Genomic DNA, 18,392 nt, shown 5'->3' on the forward strand with positions numbered 1-18,392 from the left:
GGGCCCGGAGGGAAACCTCCGGGCCCGTTTTCGTTTCTAAGCCCCTCTCCCCTTGCGGGAGAGGGTGGCCTCGCGGAGCGAGGTCGGGTGAGGGGTCTCTCAGAACCGCCCGCGCGACCCCTCATCCGACGGCCTTCGGCCGCCACCTTCTCCCGCAAGGGGAGAAGGACCGCCGCCCATTCCTCCCATCAATCACACCCTTGCCTTGACCTTCGCCGCGCCCGCCACTACGCCAGCACCAGGAAATGATAGCGGTAACTTAGTGGAGGAAATCGCATGGCTTGGCTGAACGGAGCGCGTCGACGCGCCCTTGGCGTGGCGTCTGGCCTGGCCCTGAGCATGGCCGCCGGCCTCGCCGTCGCGGCCCCGACCACCACGGTCGACCGCAACGGCTCCTATGTCTCGGTCGAGACCTACGCCCCCAACGTCATCCGCGTGACCATCAGCCAGGACAAGGACCTGGCCAAGGCCGCCCCCGGCTACGGGATCAACGGCGCGCCCAGCGACAAGGGCTGGCGTCACGACCAGAAGGCCGGCGCCGACGTCTTCACCTCTTCGGAGCTGTCGCTGGAAGTCGTCGCCCAGCCGTGGCCCGGCGCGCCCAGCCTGCAGGAGCGCTATTTCGCCCCGTCGCTGCCGCCGGTCTCGATCAAGGTGCGCAAGGCCGACGGGACCTCGCTGGTCGACATGAACGGCTGGGAGCTGTCGCCCCACGTCGTCAGCGGCGAGAAGACCTACCGCGCCGGCGCGACCTTCTCGACCACGGCCGACGAGCACTTCTACGGCCTGGGCCAGAACCAGGAGTCGGAAGGCGCGCTCGACCTGCGCGGCCGCACCATCGACTGCAAGCACGACTACGACGCCCCGCACGGCGAGACCGTCTGCGTGCCCTTCCTGGTGACGTCCAAGGGCTACGGCATCCTCTGGGACAACCCGTCGGCCACCAAGATCTATCCGGGCGTCAACGGCCGCACCCTGTGGCAGTCCAACGTCGGCGAGCGGGTGTCGTTCTTCGTCATCACCGGCAAGACCACCGACGAGATCTACGCCGGCTACCGCGCCCTGACCGGCGTCACCCCGCTGCCGCCCAAGGCCGCCTTCGGCTACATCCAGTCCAAGGCCCGCTACGAGACCCAAGCCGAGTTCATGGCCGTGGCCGACGGCTACCAGAAGCGCGGCCTGCCGCTCGACATCATGGTGCTCGACTGGTTCCACTGGACGCGGATGGGCCAGATCGACATCGATCCGACCGCTTTCCCCGACCCCAAGGGCATGAACAAGACGCTGCATGACCGCGGCGTGCAGACCATCATCAGCGTGTGGCCCCGCTTCGAGCAGGAAGGCCGCTACTTCAACTACATGGCCGACAAGGGCTATTTCCTGAAGGACGCCGACGGCAAGGTCGTCGACGGCCTGCCGTTCCGCAGCGACCGCACCGGCGCCCTGATCGACACCACCAACCCCGAGGCCCGCGACTGGTTCTGGGGCAAGATCCGTGACAACATCCTCTCGCAGGGCTTCGACTGGCTGTGGCTGGACGAGACCGAGCCTGACCTGGTGCCGTCGGGCTACTACTTCCACGCCGGCACGGGCGACCGCGTCCGCAACGCCTTCCCGCTGATGCACACCCAGCTGGCCGCCGACGGCTCGCGCCGCGACCGTCCCGACAAGCGCAACCTGATCCTGGCCCGCGCCGCCTACACCGGCGCCCAGCGCAACGGCTCGCTGTTCTGGTCGTCCGACATCTCGCCGACCTGGGAAGTGCTCAAGCGCCAGGTGCCGACGGGCCTGAACTTCACCGCTTCGGGTCTCGCGTACTGGGGCAACGACATCGGCGGCTGGCAGTGGCTGCCGCAGACCACGACGGCGACCAAGCCGCCGCTGCTCGACCCGTCCGACGCCCGCGCCGTGGTCGGTCAGAACAACGACTATCCCGAGCTCTTCACCCGCTGGTTCCAGTACGGCGTCTTCACCCCGACGCTGCGCGTGCACGGCATGCGCAAGGAGACCGAGCTGTGGTCGTTCGGCAAGGAGGCCGAAACCGTCCTGACCAAGTACGTCCGCCTGCGCTACGCGCTGATGCCGTACCTCTACTCGATGGGCAAGACGACCTATGACACCGGCGCGCCCTTCATGCGCGGCCTGTTCATGGACTTCCCGAACGACCCGAAGGTGGCCAACATCGGCGACCAGTACATGTTCGGCCCGGCCTTCCTGGTGGCCCCGGTCACCGACCAGGGCGTCACCGAGCGCGACGTCTACCTGCCGGCCGGCGCCGACTGGTACGACTACTGGACCAACCAGAAGTACACGGGCGGCCAGACGATCCGCGTGAAGGCCCCGATCGACACCATCCCGCTGTTCGTCCGCGCCGGTTCGATCGTGCCGATGGGCGCGCCGATCCTCAACACCAGCCAGCCCCAGGCCATCAGCGCCGTGAAGGTCTGGCCGGGCCGCGACGCCGAGTTCTCGCTCTATGACGACGACGGCGTCACCAACGCCTACGAGAAGGGCGTCGGCAAGACGGTCAAGCTGCGCTGGGACGACAAGGCCGGCAAGCTCACCGCCACCGGCGACAAGGCCCTGGCGGCGCAAGCCCAGGCCGCGGTCCAAGTGGTGAAGTAAGAGACGAAGAGGGGAGGGCGGAAACGTCCTCCCTTTTTTCTTGGACCGCTATTTCCGGCGCTTGCCGGCCGCGCCCAACGCGCCGGTCAGGATGGCGCGAAGCTCCGCAATCTGGTCCCCGGTGAGGACGCGCTTGGGGACATAGCTGTAGAGGCGGTCGCTTCGCCAGAGGAGCAGGCCGCCAGGGGCCTCCTGCCAGCGATAGAAGTCGCCCCAGGCCCATTGAGACTGGCTGCGGATGTTCTGGAAGGTGATCTGTTCGGGGCCCCAGGAAATGACGGTTTCGTCCTGCAGGCTCTTGTCCCGCGCGATCTGTTGGCGCGCTGACAGGGGCAGCACCCACCGATCGCCCAGCCACCTCAAGGCCAGCAGCACCAGGCCAACGCAGAACAGAGGCGTGTGAAGCATGACGCCGCTCCAGCGCTCCTGGAGCGCATATCTGGCGATCATCAGCAGGGCGTAGCCCGTTATCAGGAAGGGCACGGCTCGGAAGGCCTTCACGCCCGGAAGGCTCCGATAGGCGTAACCTCGGGCGTCGGCGAGATCGGCGGCGGTGAACTGGTAGGTGGCGGTGTGCATGCCGGCGCTCAAGCTTGACCCAAGGTTGCAGGGCTAAACCGAAATCCGCTCGAGGCCAAGCCGGCCTCAGGCCGCCGGTGCTTCTTCCACCCGCTCCGCCAGCGCCCCCGCCACTTCTTCCAGCCTCGGCCCCCAGTCATCCGCCCCCTCCGGCGCAAAGGCCCGCACGTTGGGGTACCAGGGGCAGCCGCCCGTCCCCAGCAACGGCCAGAGTGGGTTGGAGGCGAGGATCCAGGTTTCGACGCCGCAGGCGGCGGCCAGGTTGCTGGTCGCGGTCATCGGACCGATCATCATGTCGAGCGCGCAGGTCAGGGCCGTGACGCCCTCCAGGTCCTGCATCAGGTCCAGGCCCGGCGGCTGGTGGATCTCCAGCCCTTGCGCGGCGGCGCGGGCCAGCTCCGGCCCGGGCTCGCCGTATTGAAGATTGACGAACAGCGCGCCCGGCGTGCGCAGCACCGGCGTCCAGGCCTCGAACGGGGCGAAGCGGCGGTTGCGAAGCCCGCCCATCAGCCGGCTGCGCCACATGAAGCCGACCTTGCGGCCAGGACCCAGGCTCGCCAGCCAATCCTGCCAGTGCGCCAGCCGGTCCGGATCGGGCGACAGGAAGGCGCGCGGGGCGAAACGGTCGGTCGTCGGCCGCAGCAGCGGCAGTAGAGCGCCCATTGGGGCCCAGGCCTCGTGCTCGTTGGCGTCCGGGACGCCGCGGGTCACCCGGCCGGCCAGGCTCGTGCCGACATGCGGCGTCACCCGCACGCCGGGGAAGGCGCGGGCGAACAGCGAAACCAGGCGCGGCTCCACCGCCAGGGTCAGGCGGCCGGCGGGGCCAAGGGCGGTCAGAAGGTCGGGCAGCATCGAGCCGAACAGCACCTCGTCGCCCAGGCCCTGCTCGCCGACCAGCAGCAGGGAGAGGCCGCGCAGCGGCCGGGCCGGCGTCCAGCGCTCGCCGGGAATGTCGAAGGCCATGGATTCCCGGCGTTCCAGCGCCAGCCGGGCGGCGTAGTCGGCCCAGCCGCCGGCCAGGTCGCCCAGGCACAGCTGGGCGAAGGCCCGGGTCATGCGCACCGAGGCGGCCTGGGGCGGGGTCGGGGCGGCGGCCAGGGCCGCGTCGCAGGCGGCCAGGGCGCCGGCCGCGTCGCCGACGTCGAGGCGGGCGATGGCGGCGTTGGCCAGCACCGGCACCTCGCGCGGACCCAGGCGCGCGGCCTCGTCGTGGAACACCTGGGCGTCCCCGTCGTCGCCGCGCTGGGTGGCGATCGAGCCCAGCAGGCTCCAGAGGTTCGGATCCTCCGGCGCCAGGGCCATGGCCTCGCGCACCACTTTGAGAGCGTCGTCGAAGCGGTCGAGGTCGCGTAGGGCCGAGGCCAGGTCCTGGGCGTCGGCCAGGTCGCCCGGGGCGGCGGCGCGCACCCGCAGCAGCAGTTCGGCCGCCATGTCCGGCTGGCCAAGGCGCCGGGCCAGCCGCGCCAGGTCGCGTACGCCGTCGACGTCGTCCGGCCACAGCTTGTGGGCGGCCTGATAGGCGGTGAAGGCCTTGGGCAGCTGGCCGGCGCGCTCGTAGACCAGGCCCAGCAGCCGCAGGGCCAGCGGCCCGCCGTGCGGGGCCGCGGCCATGGCCTTCTTCTCGGCGGCCTGGAAATCGCCGGCCGCCAGGTCGGAACTGGCGGCGATCATCAGCTTGCGCGGAACCGGCGAAACCTCGTCGATCCGGTCTGCGATCCGCTGCATCGGCGAGACCAGGGTGGTGGAGGCGTCGGGCGGGGAGGGGCGCTTGAGGGACGGCTGGGCGGCGGCGGGCATGGCGATCCTTCGTCCCCGGAAGGGGGCTGAGCGGGCGTATCCCTGCTGAAACGAAGCGACGCCGTCGAATGGGGCGCTATTTCCCCCTTTCCATCCGCGTTTCGATCCCCTATATCCGCCCGTTCACGAAGACATTTCGGCGGAGTGCGTCCACGCACGTCCGCTCTTCAACGCCCCGAGGCGCGATCAGCCGCCCTCCGATCCGCGCGAAGGGGCGCCCATCGAGCTTCCGGTCCCGGTCGCTCGCTAGGGGAATTCCAGCGTCCGACGCTCTCCGACCAGGGGAGCGGCGAGGGTGGACGCCGAGGCATTCGAATTCACGCGCGGATTCCGTCCGCGCCGCAGGGAAAAAACATGGCGCAATCCTTCACCGGCAAGAAGCGGATCCGGAAGTCGTTCGGCCGCATCCCCGAAGCTGTGCAGATGCCGAACCTCATCGAGGTTCAGCGCTCCTCCTACGAGCAGTTCCTTCAGCGCGAGGTCCGTCCGGGCCAGCGTCGCGACGAAGGCGTCGAGGCGGTCTTCAAGTCGGTGTTCCCGATCAAGGACTTCAACGAGCGCGCCGTGCTCGAATACGTCTCGTACGAGTTCGAAGAGCCGAAGTACGACGTTGAAGAGTGCATTCAGCGCGACATGACCTTCGCCGCGCCGCTGAAGGTCAAGCTGCGCCTGATCGTGTTCGAAACCGAAGAAGAAACCGGCGCCCGGTCCGTCAAGGACATCAAGGAGCAGGACGTCTACATGGGCGACATCCCGCTCATGACCGACAAGGGCACCTTCATCGTCAACGGCACCGAGCGCGTCATCGTCTCGCAGATGCACCGCTCGCCGGGCGTGTTCTTCGACCACGACAAGGGCAAGACCCACGCCTCGGGCAAGCTGCTGTTCGCCGCCCGCGTGATCCCGTACCGCGGCTCGTGGCTCGACTTCGAGTTCGACGCCAAGGACATCGTCTACGTCCGCATCGACCGTCGCCGCAAGCTGCCGGCCACGACCTTCCTCTATGCCCTGGGCATGGACGGCGAAGAGATCCTGACCACGTTCTACGACGTCGTCCCGTTCGAAAAGCGCGCGGGCGGCTGGGCCACCCCGTACAAGGCCGAGCGCTGGCGCGGCGTGAAGCCGGAAGTCGCCCTGGTCGACGCCGACACGGGTGAGGAAATCGCTCCGGCCGGCACCAAGATCAGCGCCCGCAACGCCAAGAAGTTCGCCGACGCCGGCCTGAAGACCCTGCTGCTCGGTCCGGAAGCCCTGACCGGCCGCTACCTGGCCCGCGACGCCGTCAACTTCGAGACGGGCGAGATCTACGCCGAAGCCGGCGACGAGTTGGACGTCCCGACGATCCAGGCCCTGGCCGACCAAGGCTTCGACACCATCGACGTGCTCGACATCGACCACGTCACGGTCGGCGCCTACATGCGCAACACCCTGCGCGTGGACAAGAACGCCGTCCGCGAAGACGCGCTGTTCGACATCTATCGCGTCATGCGTCCGGGCGAGCCGCCGACGGTTGAAGCCGCCGAAGCGATGTTCAAGTCGCTGTTCTTCGACGCCGAGCGCTACGACCTGTCGTCGGTCGGTCGCGTGAAGATGAACATGCGCCTCGAGCAGGAAGTCTCGGACGAAGTCCGCGTCCTGCGTAAGGAAGACGTCCTGGCCGTGCTGAAGCTGCTGGTCGGCCTGCGCGACGGCCGCGGCGAAATCGACGACATCGACAACCTCGGCAACCGCCGGGTGCGTTCGGTCGGCGAGCTGCTGGAAAACCAATACCGCGTCGGCCTGCTCCGCATGGAACGGGCGATCAAGGAACGCATGTCGTCGGTCGATATCGACACCGTCATGCCGCATGACCTGATCAACGCGAAGCCCGCCGCCGCTGCGGTGCGTGAATTCTTCGGCTCTTCGCAGCTGTCGCAGTTCATGGACCAGACGAACCCGCTGTCGGAAATCACCCACAAGCGTCGTCTCTCGGCCCTCGGCCCGGGCGGTCTGACCCGCGAACGCGCCGGCTTCGAAGTCCGCGACGTTCACCCGACCCACTACGGCCGGATCTGCCCGATTGAAACGCCGGAAGGCCCGAACATCGGTCTGATCAACTCGCTCGCCACCCACGCCCGCGTGAACAAGTACGGCTTCATCGAGAGCCCGTACCGTCGCGTGAAGGACGGCAAGCCGATGGACGAAGTCGTCTACATGTCGGCGATGGAGGAATCCAAGCACGTCATCGCCCAGTCGAACATCAAGGTGGTCGAAGGCGAGATCCTCGAAGACCTGGTTCCGGGCCGCATCAACGGCGAACCGACCCTCCTGCAAAAGGAGACGGTGGACCTGATGGACGTGTCGCCGCGCCAAGTCGTGTCGGTGGCCGCCGCCCTGATCCCGTTCCTGGAAAACGACGACGCCAACCGCGCCCTCATGGGCTCGAACATGCAGCGTCAGGCCGTGCCGCTCGTCCAGTCGGACGCCCCGCTCGTGGGCACCGGCATGGAAGCGGTCGTGGCTCGTGACTCGGGCGCCGTGGTCATCGCCAAGCGCACCGGCGTCGTCGAGCAGATCGACGGCACCCGTATCGTCGTGCGCGCCACCGAAGAGACCGACGCGGCCCGCTCGGGCGTCGACATCTACCGGATGTCGAAGTTCCAGCGCTCGAACCAGTCGACCTGCATCAACCAGCGTCCGCTGGTCCGCGTGGGCGACAAGATCAGCGCCGGCGACATCATCGCCGACGGTCCGTCGACGGAGCTGGGCGAACTGGCCCTGGGCCGCAACGCGCTCGTCGCGTTCATGCCCTGGAACGGCTACAACTTCGAAGACTCGATCCTGATCTCCGAGCGCATCGTCCGTGACGACGTCTTCACCTCGATCCACATCGAGGAATTCGAAGTCATGGCCCGCGACACCAAGCTCGGTCCGGAAGAAATCACCCGCGACATCCCGAACGTCGGCGAGGAAGCCCTGCGCAACCTCGACGAAGCCGGCATCGTGGCCATCGGCGCCGAAGTCCAGCCGGGCGACATCCTGGTCGGCAAGGTGACGCCGAAGGGCGAAAGCCCGATGACTCCGGAAGAAAAGCTGCTGCGCGCCATCTTCGGCGAGAAGGCTTCGGACGTCCGCGACACCAGCCTGCGCCTGCCCCCGGGCGTCGCCGGCACGATCGTCGACGTGCGCGTGTTCAACCGTCACGGCGTCGACAAGGACGAACGCGCCCTGGCGATCGAACGCTCGGAAATCGACCGTCTGGGCAAGGACCGCGACGATGAGTTCGCGATCCTGAACCGCAACATCTCGGGTCGCCTGAAGGACCTGCTGATCGGCAAGAACGCGCTGTCGGGCCCCAAGGGCCTGTCGCGCGGCGAGATCACCGCTGAGGGTCTTGCTTCGGTGGCCTCGGGCCTGTGGTGGCAGATCGCGCTCGACGACGAGAAGGCGATGGGCGAACTGGAAAGCCTGCGCCGTCTGTTCGACGAGAACCGCAAGCGCCTCGACCGTCGTTTCGAAGACAAGGTCGACAAGCTGCAGCGCGGCGACGAACTGCCCCCGGGCGTCATGAAGATGGTCAAGGTCTTCGTGGCCGTGAAGCGCAAGCTTCAGCCGGGCGACAAGATGGCCGGCCGTCACGGCAACAAGGGCGTCATCTCGCGCATCCTGCCGATCGAGGACATGCCGTTCCTCGCCGACGGCACCCACGTGGACCTCGTGCTGAACCCGCTGGGCGTGCCTTCGCGCATGAACGTCGGTCAGATCTTCGAAACCCACCTGGGCTGGGCCTGCGCCAACCTCGGCAAGCAGATCACCGGTCTGCTCGAGGACTGGCAGCACGGCGGCCAGAAGGACGCCCTGGTCCAACGTCTGCGTGATGTCTACGGCCCGGACGAAGAGCTGCCGGAAACCGAGGAAGACCTGGTCGAGCTGGCCAAGAACCTGGGCAAGGGCGTTCCGATCGCCACCCCGGTGTTCGACGGCGCCCGCATCGAGGACATCGAGAGCCATCTCGAAATGGCCGGCGTCAACGCGTCGGGTCAGTCGATCCTGTTCGACGGCACCACCGGCGAGCAGTTCAAGCGTCCGGTCACGGTCGGCTACATCTACATGCTGAAGCTGCACCACCTGGTCGACGACAAGATCCACGCCCGTTCGATCGGTCCGTACTCGCTGGTCACCCAGCAGCCGCTGGGCGGCAAGGCCCAGTTCGGCGGTCAGCGCTTCGGGGAAATGGAAGTGTGGGCTCTGGAAGCCTACGGCGCGGCCTACACCCTGCAGGAAATGCTGACGGTGAAGTCCGACGACGTGGCCGGCCGGACCAAGGTCTACGAGAGCATCGTCCGCGGCGACGACACGTTCGAAGCCGGTATCCCGGAAAGCTTCAACGTGCTGGTCAAGGAAATGCGCTCGCTCGGCCTGAACGTCGAGCTGGAGAACAGCTGATCCGGATCTCCCTCTCCCGCCTGAAGGCGGGGGAGGGGCCCTCCATCAGCCGCTCTCTGACTTAGAATTTTCGCGGGTAGTCCCGCAGAAGGAACCAAGATGAACCAGGAAGTCCTGAACATCTTCAATCCGGTCCAGGCCACGCCGACCTTCGACCAGATCCGCATCTCGCTCGCCTCGCCGGAAAAGATCCGCTCGTGGTCGTTCGGCGAGATCAAGAAGCCCGAGACCATTAACTACCGCACGTTCAAGCCCGAGCGTGACGGCCTGTTCTGCGCCCGTATCTTTGGCCCGACCAAGGACTACGAATGCCTGTGCGGCAAGTACAAGCGCATGAAGTACAAGGGCATCATCTGCGAAAAGTGCGGCGTGGAAGTCACCCTCGCCCGCGTTCGCCGTGAGCGCATGGGCCACATCGAGCTGGCCTCGCCGGTCGCTCACATCTGGTTCCTGAAGTCGCTGCCCTCGCGCATCGCCATGATGCTCGACATGCCGCTGAAGGACATCGAGCGCGTCCTGTACTTCGAATACTACATCATCACCGAGCCGGGCCTGACCCCGCTGAAGCAGCACCAGCTGCTGTCGGAAGATGACTACATCCGCGCTCAGGACGAGTACGGCGACGACAGCTTCACCGCCGAGATCGGCGCCGAGGCCGTCCAGAACCTGCTGAAGGCCATCGACCTCGAAAAAGAGGCCGAGCGTCTGCGCGAGGAACTGGCCGGCACCGTGTCGGACATGAAGCAGAAGAAGTTCAGCAAGCGCCTGAAGATCCTGGAAGCCTTCCAGGAGTCGGGCAACCGTCCCGAGTGGATGGTGCTGACGGTCGTTCCGGTCATCCCGCCGGAACTGCGTCCGCTGGTGCCGCTGGACGGCGGCCGCTTCGCCACGTCGGACCTGAACGACCTCTATCGCCGGGTCATCAACCGTAACAACCGTCTGAAGCGCCTGATCGAGCTGCGCGCGCCCGACATCATCATCCGCAACGAAAAGCGGATGCTGCAGGAGTCGGTCGACGCCCTGTTCGACAACGGCCGTCGCGGTCGCGTCATCACGGGCGCCAACAAGCGCCCGCTGAAGTCGCTGGCCGACATGCTGAAGGGCAAGCAAGGCCGCTTCCGTCAGAACCTGCTCGGCAAGCGCGTCGACTACTCGGGCCGTTCGGTCATCGTCGTGGGTCCGGACCTGAAGCTGCACGAGTGCGGCCTGCCCAAGAAGATGGCGCTCGAGCTGTTCAAGCCGTTCATCTATGCGCGCCTGGACGCCAAGGGGCTGTCGGGCACCGTCAAGCAGTCCAAGCGCATGGTCGAGCGCGAACAGCCCCAGGTGTGGGACATCCTCGAAGAGGTGATCCGCGAGCACCCGGTGCTGCTGAACCGCGCGCCGACGCTTCACCGTCTGGGCATCCAGGCGTTCGAGCCGAAGCTGATCGAGGGCAAGGCCATCCAGCTGCACCCGCTGGTCTGCGCCGCGTTCAACGCCGACTTCGACGGCGACCAGATGGCCGTGCACGTCCCGCTGAGCCTGGAAGCTCAGCTGGAAGCGCGCGTCCTGATGATGTCGACCAACAACATCCTGTCGCCCGCCAACGGTCGCCCGATCATCGTGCCGTCGCAGGACATCGTCCTGGGTCTGTACTACCTGTCGGTCGCTCGCGAAGGTGAGCCGGGCGAAGGCAAGATCTTCTCGGACCTGGGCGAAATCGAAGCGGCCATGGACGCCGGCGTCGTGTCGCTGCACGCCAAGATCAAGTCGCGCTTCACCGAAGTGGAAGCCGATGGCGTGGCTCGCCGCCGCGTGATCGACACCACCCCGGGCCGTATGAAGATCGCCGCCCTGCTGCCGCGCCACCCCGCGATCGGTCACCGACTGATCGAGAAGGCGCTGACCAAGAAGGAAATCGGCAACCTCATCGACATCGTCTACCGCCACTGCGGTCAGAAGGCGACGGTGATCTTCGCCGACCAGGTCATGGGCCTGGGCTTCAAGGAAGCCGCCAAGGCCGGCATCTCGTTCGGCAAGGACGACATCATCATTCCGAAGCGCAAGGAAGCGATCGTCGCCGAGACGCGCGCCCTGGCCGAGGAATATGAGCAGCAGTACGCCGACGGTCTGATCACCAAGGGTGAGAAGTACAACAAGGTCGTCGACGCCTGGGCCAAGGCCACCGATCGCGTCGCCGACGAGATGATGGCCGAGCTGCAGACCAAGCATAAGGACGAGAACGGCCGCGAGAAGGAAATCAACGCCATCTACATGATGGCCCACTCCGGCGCCCGTGGTTCGCAAGCCCAGATGAAGCAGCTGGGCGGCATGCGCGGCCTGATGGCCAAGCCCTCCGGCGAGATCATCGAGACCCCGATCGTCTCGAACTTCAAGGAAGGCCTGACCGTTCAGGAGTACTTCAACTCCACCCACGGCGCCCGTAAGGGTCTGGCCGACACCGCGCTGAAGACGGCCAACTCGGGTTACCTGACCCGTCGTCTGGTCGACGTCGCGCAGGACTGCATCATCGTCGAGGAAGACTGCGGCACCACGAAGGGCATCACCCTGCGCGCCGTGGTCGAAGGCGGCGACGTGCTGGTCTCGCTGGGCACCCGCGTCCTGGGCCGCTTCACGGCCGAGGACGTCAAGGATCCGGCGACCGGCGAGCTGGTCGCTCCGGCCGACACCTACATCGACGAGAATATGGCCGACGCCATCGAGGCGGCGGCTGTCCAGTCGGTGAAGGTCCGCTCGGTCCTGACCTGCGAAGCCAAGATCGGCGTCTGCGGCGCCTGCTACGGCCGCGATCTGGCCCGCGGCACCCCGGTCAACATCGGTGAAGCTGTCGGCGTCATCGCCGCCCAGTCGATCGGTGAGCCGGGCACGCAGCTGACCATGCGTACGTTCCACATCGGCGGCACGGCCCAGGTGGCCGAGCAGTCGTTCTTCGAAAGCAGCAACGACGGCGTGGTCCGTGTGACCGGCGCCACCGTGATCGGATCGGACGGCCAGCTGGTCGTCATGAGCCGCAACACGGCCGTGAGCGTGCTGGTCGACGGCAAGGAGCGCGAAAACTACAAGCCGCCTTACGGCGCTCGCCTGAAGATCAAGGACGGCGACACCGTCAAGCGCGGCCAGCGCCTGGCCGACTGGGACCCCTACACCACGCCGATCATCACCGAAGTCGGCGGCCGCATCCGCGCCGAAGACCTGGTGGACGGCTTCTCGGTCCGCGAAGAAGTCGACGAAGCGACGGGCATCGCCCAGCGCGTCATCGCCGACTGGCGCGCGTCGGCCCGCGGTTCGGACCTGCGTCCGGCCATGGGCGTGCTGGCCGAGGACGGCTCGTACAAGCGTCTGTCGAACGGCGGCGAGGCTCGCTACCTCCTGTCGGTCGGCGCCATTCTCTCGGTGGCCGACGGCGACGAAGTGAAGCCGGGTGAGGTCATCGCCCGTATCCCGACCGAAGGCGCCAAGACCCGGGACATCACCGGTGGTCTGCCGCGCGTCGCCGAACTCTTCGAAGCCCGCCGTCCGAAGGACTGCGCGGTCATCGCGGAAATGGACGGCCGTGTCGAATTCGGCAAGGATTACAAGAACAAGCGCCGCATCAAGATCACCCCGGAAGTCGACGCAGACGGCAACCAGGGCGAAGCGGTCGAGTTCCTGATCCCGAAGGGCAAGCACATCGCGGTGCATGATGGCGACTTCATCACGCGCGGCGAGTACATCATCGACGGCAACCCGGATCCGCACGACATCCTGCGCATCCTGGGCGTCGAGGCCCTGGCCAACTTCCTCGTCGACGAGATCCAAGAGGTCTATCGTCTGCAGGGCGTGCCGATCAACGACAAGCACATCGAGACGATCGTTCGTCAGATGCTGCAGAAGGTCGAGATCCTCGAGCCCGGCGACACCGGCCTTATCAAGGGCGACCACCTCGATAAGCCGGACTTCGACAAGGAACAGGAAAAGGCGATCGCCCGCGGCGGCCGTCCGGCTGTGACCCAGCCGGTGCTGCTCGGCATCACCAAGGCCTCGCTGCAGACCAAGAGCTTCATCTCGGCCGCGTCGTTCCAGGAAACGACCCGCGTCCTGACCGAAGCCTCGGTGCACGGCAAGACCGACACCCTGGAAGGCCTGAAGGAGAACGTCATCGTGGGTCGCCTGATCCCCGCTGGTACGGGTTCCTACCTGCGCAGCCTGCAGCGCGTCGCCGCCAAGCGCGACGAGCAGCTGGCCCAGCAGCGCGAAGAAGCGATGGAGCCGCTGCCGGCGGAAATCGCGCTCTCCGACGCCGAGTAATCGGCGGGTCGACGACCTTACAGGTTGTGCTAGACAAGGAGCGGTCGGGGAAACCCGGCCGCTCTTTTGTTTTGCCGTAAGCCCCAGGGCAGGGGCGGGCGCAGCGTCGGGGGACGTCGATGGTTCGCAGTGTTTGGGTCGCCGCCGCGTGCGTGGCGCTGTCCATGGCCGCCTGCGCGCCCAAGCCGGTTCCCGAGCCCAAGCCCTCCGACGACTTCGCCGCCGCCGACAAGGCCTTCGTCGACGAGACAACGAGCAAGATCTCCAAGAGCTTCGAGCGGCCCGAGATGGTGATGTTCCGCAACCCGGTGATCAGCCAGTCCGAGCGCGGCAAGGCCCTGTGCGTCGACGCCGCCGAACCCGAACAGGCCTGGACCGGCATGATCGCGGTCAAGACGCCGGGCGCGGCCGGCTACATCATCCACCGCGCCGGCGACAACCTCTCGCCCAAGGCCCGCAAGCAGTGCCCGGCCCTGGTTTTGAAGTACATGGATGAGCCGAAGACCGACTGGTACGACGCCGAGGTGGCGATCACCCAGGCCGGCTGCGCCCATCTGGATCCGCGCTACTGGCGGGCCTGGAAGCGCTATTGCAACGGCGCCCTGACCACCCCGACGGCCAAGGCCACGCCGGCCGCCTGACGCAACCTCGAATAGAACGCGGGAATGTAAAAAGACTCGCGTTATTTCAGCGCGTTAAATGAAATTTCAGTCGGGTCGGGCGAGAATAGGGCAAATTCCTCCCTTCGCCCGGACCCCATGCGCTCGGATATTTCCACCAAGGTCAGCCTGACCATCGCCGCCGCCTTCGCCGTCCTGCTGGCCGGCCTGCTGGGCGTCGTCGCCTGGAGCTCCCTCGGCTTCGCCAAACGCCAGGCCGTGGCCCAGCAGGAAACCAGCATGCGCGTGGCCTGGGACGTCATCGGCCGCCAGGGCCAGGCGTTCCGCCGCGAGGGCGACCAGCTGTTCGTCGGCGACCACGCCCTGAACGGCGACCTGGCCGGCGTCGACCGGGTCAAGGCCCTGGCCGGGGGCGTGGCCACCGTGTTCATGGGCGACACCCGCATCACCACCAATGTCGAGAAGCCCGACGGCTCGCGCGCGGTCGGCACCACCCTGGCCAAGGGGCCGGTCTATGACGCCGTGCTCGGTCGCGGCGAGGCCTATCGCGGCGAGACCCAGATCCTCAAGCGCGCCTATTTCGTCGCCTACGATCCGATCAAGGACGCCTCGGGCCAGGTGATCGGCGTGATGTTCGTCGGCGTGCCCAAGGCCGACTATTTCGGTCCCGTCTATCGCCAGCTCGGCTGGCTGGGCGCGGCCGGCCTGGTGCTGGGTCTGGCCGGCGGCGTCGCCTCGGTCCTGACCGTGCGCCGCCAGCTGTCGCCGCTGAAGACCCTGCGCGAGGCCATGGCCCGGCTGATGAAGGGCGACCTGTCGGTGGCCCTGCTGTTCGCCGGCCGCCGCGACGACATCGGCCTGATGGCCGACGCCGTCCACGCCTTCCGCGACGACGCCGAGGCCAAGCAGCGCATCGAGGCCGACGCCGCCACTCACCGCGACCAGAGCGAGGCCGAGCGCGCCGCCGCCCAGGCCCGCGACGCTCGCGCCGCTCGTGAGCAGGGCGTGGTCGTCGACAGTCTGGCCCAGGGCCTGGAGCGCCTGTCGAACGGCGACCTGACCGTTCGCCTCGATCAGCCCTTCGCCCACGACTACGAAGGCCTGCGCCGCGACTTCAACCAGGCCGTCGAGCGCCTGGAGACGGCCATGAGCGCCGTGGTCGACGCCGTCGGCGCCCTCAACACCGGGGCCGGCAATATCGCCGACGCCTCGTCCGACATCTCCGACCGCACCGAGCAGCAGGCCGCCAGCCTGGAAGAGACCGCCGCAGCCCTGGACGAAGTCACCGTCACCGTCCGCCGCACCGCCGAGGGCGCCCGCGGGGCCCACGAGGCCGTCCGCGAAGCCCAGGCCGAGGCCGGCCGTTCGCGCTCGGTGGTCCAGGACACCATCGCGGCCATCGGCGGCGTCGAAGCCTCGTCGCGCCAGGTCGGCCAGATCGTCGGCGTGATCGACGAGATCGCCTTCCAGACCAACCTTCTGGCCCTGAACGCCGGGGTCGAGGCGGCGCGCGCCGGCGACGCCGGCAAGGGCTTCGCTGTCGTCGCCCAGGAAGTGCGGGCCCTGGCCCAGCGCTCGGCCGAGGCCGCCAAGGAGATCAAGGTCCACATCGCCGACTCCGCCCGTCAGGTCGAAGCCGGGGTCAAGCTGGTCGGCCGCACCGGCGAGGCGCTGCAGAAGATCGTCGCCCAGGTCGAGGCCATCGACGGCATTGTCAGCGAGATCGCCGCCGGCGCCCAGGAACAGTCGGCGGGCCTCTCGCAGGTCAACACCGCCGTCAACCAGATGGACCAGGGCGCCCAGCGCAACGCCGCCCTGATCAGCCGCTCGGCCGGCGACAGCCGCAACCTCGTCTCGGCCGCGGACGAACTGTCGGGCCTGGTCGCCCGCTTCCGCACCACGCCGGCCTCGGCGTCGTTCCGCCGGGCTGGTTGAGCGCCGCGCGGCGATAAAGCTTCACCTTGCGCTTGACGGCGCTCCGGCTACTCGCTCTGAGTGCGATCGCTCCCGCGCGTGTCGCCGGGGGCGAGTGATCTCTGTCGGGGCGTTGGGGCGTATGACGAAGCGTATGGTGTGGGGCGTGGCCGCGGTTCTGGCGGCCCTGGGACAGACCGCGAGCGCTCAGACGCCGCCCGCCTCGGCCTTCGGCCGGCTGCCGGCCGTGCAGATGGTGTCGATGTCGCCGGCCGGCGACAAGCTGGCCATCCTCGGCGGCGCGCCGGCCGCGCGCACTGTCCGCTTCGCGACCATCGACCAGGCGGGCGAAGCCGTCCTCGCTCTGGGCGACATCCAGACTGTCGGCGTGCGCTGGGTCGGCGAGGACTACGCCCTGGTCCGCACCGCCATCTGGAAGCGCGTCGGGGCGCGCAACGCCTACCGGTTCGAGCGCAATCTCGTCGTCGACTCCAAGGGCAAGATCGTCAGCAGCCTGCTCGAGGGCGAGACCGCCTCGGCCTACGCCATCAGCCAGCCCGTGCTCGGCGTCGTCGAGGGCGACAAGCCCAAGGTCCTGGTGCAGGGCCTCGACTACATCCCCACGCCCGAAGGCAATCTCGGCACCCGGCTGGTCCGCAAGGAAGCGGTCAATCCGCTGGTCCAGACCCTGTTCCGCGCCGACGTGGTCAAGGGCCGCGGCGAGATCGCCGAGCGCGGCTCGCCCGACACCACCACCTGGGACGTCGACCGGGCCGGCGAAGCGCGCGTGCGCATCGACCAGGACATGCTCCGGCACGACTTCAAGCTGCTGGTGCGCGCCAAGGGCCAAAGGAACTGGCGCACGCTGGTCGCCACCGACAGCGAGGAGGATATCCGCACCTATCTCGGCTATTCCGACGCCGAGGACGCCGTCTACATGGTGCAGGCGGCGCCCGATGGCGCCAGCCAGGTCGTGCGCATCCGCCTGGCCGACGGCGCGACCGAGCCGCGCGGCAAGCCGATCCAGGGCTCCGACATCGGCCTGGTCTGGGATCCGGCCCTGACCACGCCGGTGGCGATCGTCTCGGGCCGCGAGCGGCCGGGCTACGAATGGCTCGACCCGCAGGTCGGCGCCGTCCACGGCGCCTTGAGCCGCGCCTTCAAGGGCCAGGACGTGTCGCTGACCGGCTGGTCGCGCGATCGCGTGCGTTTCGTGGCCCGCGTCGCCTCGCCCGGTTCGCCGCCCGTCTGGTACCTGTTCGACAAGGCCCGCAAGGAGATCTCTCCCCTCGGCGAGGCCTATCCGGAGCTCAAGGACGCGCCGCTGGGCCAGACCCGCTGGCTGACCTACAAGGCCCGCGACGGCCTGGACATCCCGGCCTATCTGACCCTGCCGCCGGGCGCGCCGCCCGAAGGCGGCAAGCTGCCGCTGATCGTGCTGCCGCACGGCGGCCCGGCCTCGCGCGACGGCTACGACTTCGACTGGTGGGCGCAGTTCCTGGCCACGCGCGGCTATGCGGTGCTGCAGCCGCAGTTCCGCGGCTCGGCCGGCTTCGGCAAGACCTTCGAGAAGGCCGGCGAGCGCGAGTGGGGCGGCAAGATCCAGACCGACCTGCTGGACGGCGTCGCCCAGCTGGCCAAGGACGGCGTGGTCGATCCGGCCCGCGTCTGCATCGTCGGGGCCAGCTTCGGCGGCTATTCGGCTCTGGCCGGCGCCACGCTCAACCCGACCGCCTATCGCTGCGCGGTGTCGGTCAACGGCGTCTCGGACCTGCCGCAGATGCTGGGCGAGACGGTCACCGCCTATGGCGGCGCCTCCGACAGCCTGCGCTACTGGCGCAGCCAGATGGGCACGACCTTCAAGGATCCCGCCGCCCTGACCTCAGTCTCGCCGGCCCGTCAGGTGAGCAAGGCCACCCCGCCGGTGCTGCTGGTCTGGGGCGACCAGGACACCACCGTCGCTCCGGCTCAGTCCGAGCGCATGCGCGACGCCCTGACGGCCGCCGGTCGCCCGGTGCGCAGCGTCGTGCTGGAGGGCGACGACCACTACCTTTCAACCTCGGCCACGCGGACGAAGATGCTGGAGGAGGTCGAGGCCTTCCTGGCGCAGAACCTGCCGGTCAAGCCGGCCAGCTGATCGCG

Annotated in this window: 8 protein-coding genes; 6 read left to right on the top strand and 2 right to left on the bottom strand. The window is 67.9% G+C overall.

From position 1 onward, the window contains the following. The first annotated feature begins 276 nt into the window (after positions 1-276). Positions 277-2,625, top strand: coding sequence for a glycoside hydrolase family 31 protein (locus tag AC07NG_RS01555; RefSeq protein WP_494591721.1), 2,349 nt, complete (start codon positions 277-279; stop codon positions 2,623-2,625). 48 nt (positions 2,626-2,673) lie between these two features. Here AC07NG_RS01555 and AC07NG_RS01560 read toward each other — a convergent pair whose 3' ends face one another. Beyond that, on the bottom strand, positions 2,674-3,204 hold the full coding sequence (locus AC07NG_RS01560) for a YcxB family protein (protein ID WP_492857391.1): 531 nt from the start codon (positions 3,202-3,204) through the stop codon (positions 2,674-2,676). Between the two features lie 66 nt (positions 3,205-3,270). Beyond that, the gene (locus tag AC07NG_RS01565) at positions 3,271-5,001 is read right to left on the bottom strand and encodes a tetratricopeptide repeat protein (protein WP_494591723.1); all 1,731 of its coding nucleotides are present in this window, start codon (positions 4,999-5,001) and stop codon (positions 3,271-3,273) included. A gap of 354 nt (positions 5,002-5,355) precedes the next feature. Here AC07NG_RS01565 and rpoB point away from each other — a divergent pair, with 354 nt between their 5' ends. The 5 genes from rpoB to AC07NG_RS01590 all read left to right on the top strand — a co-directional run bounded on the left by rpoB (position 5,356) and on the right by AC07NG_RS01590 (position 18,387). Continuing rightward, positions 5,356-9,426: a DNA-directed RNA polymerase subunit beta gene (gene rpoB / locus AC07NG_RS01570; protein ID WP_494591725.1), complete on the top strand. Its 4,071-nt coding sequence runs from the start codon at positions 5,356-5,358 to the stop codon at positions 9,424-9,426. Positions 9,427-9,525: 99 nt separating this feature from the next. Further along, positions 9,526-13,716 (top strand): DNA-directed RNA polymerase subunit beta', encoded by a 4,191-nt coding sequence (gene rpoC / locus AC07NG_RS01575; RefSeq protein WP_487292082.1) that lies wholly within the window; start codon positions 9,526-9,528, stop codon positions 13,714-13,716. A 119-nt stretch (positions 13,717-13,835) separates the two neighbouring features. Next, complete coding sequence (locus AC07NG_RS01580; RefSeq protein WP_494591727.1) at positions 13,836-14,357, top strand: hypothetical protein; 522 nt, start codon at positions 13,836-13,838, stop codon at positions 14,355-14,357. 117 nt (positions 14,358-14,474) lie between these two features. Then, entirely contained in the window at positions 14,475-16,271 is a 1,797-nt protein-coding gene (locus tag AC07NG_RS01585) for a methyl-accepting chemotaxis protein (protein ID WP_494591729.1), read from the top strand. A 121-nt stretch (positions 16,272-16,392) separates the two neighbouring features. After that, positions 16,393-18,387 (top strand): alpha/beta hydrolase family protein, encoded by a 1,995-nt coding sequence (locus tag AC07NG_RS01590; RefSeq protein WP_494591731.1) that lies wholly within the window; start codon positions 16,393-16,395, stop codon positions 18,385-18,387. The last annotated feature ends 5 nt before the right edge of the window (positions 18,388-18,392 follow it).

The sequence above is a fragment of the Caulobacter sp. GW821-FHT10C03 genome, from assembly GCF_059415485.1.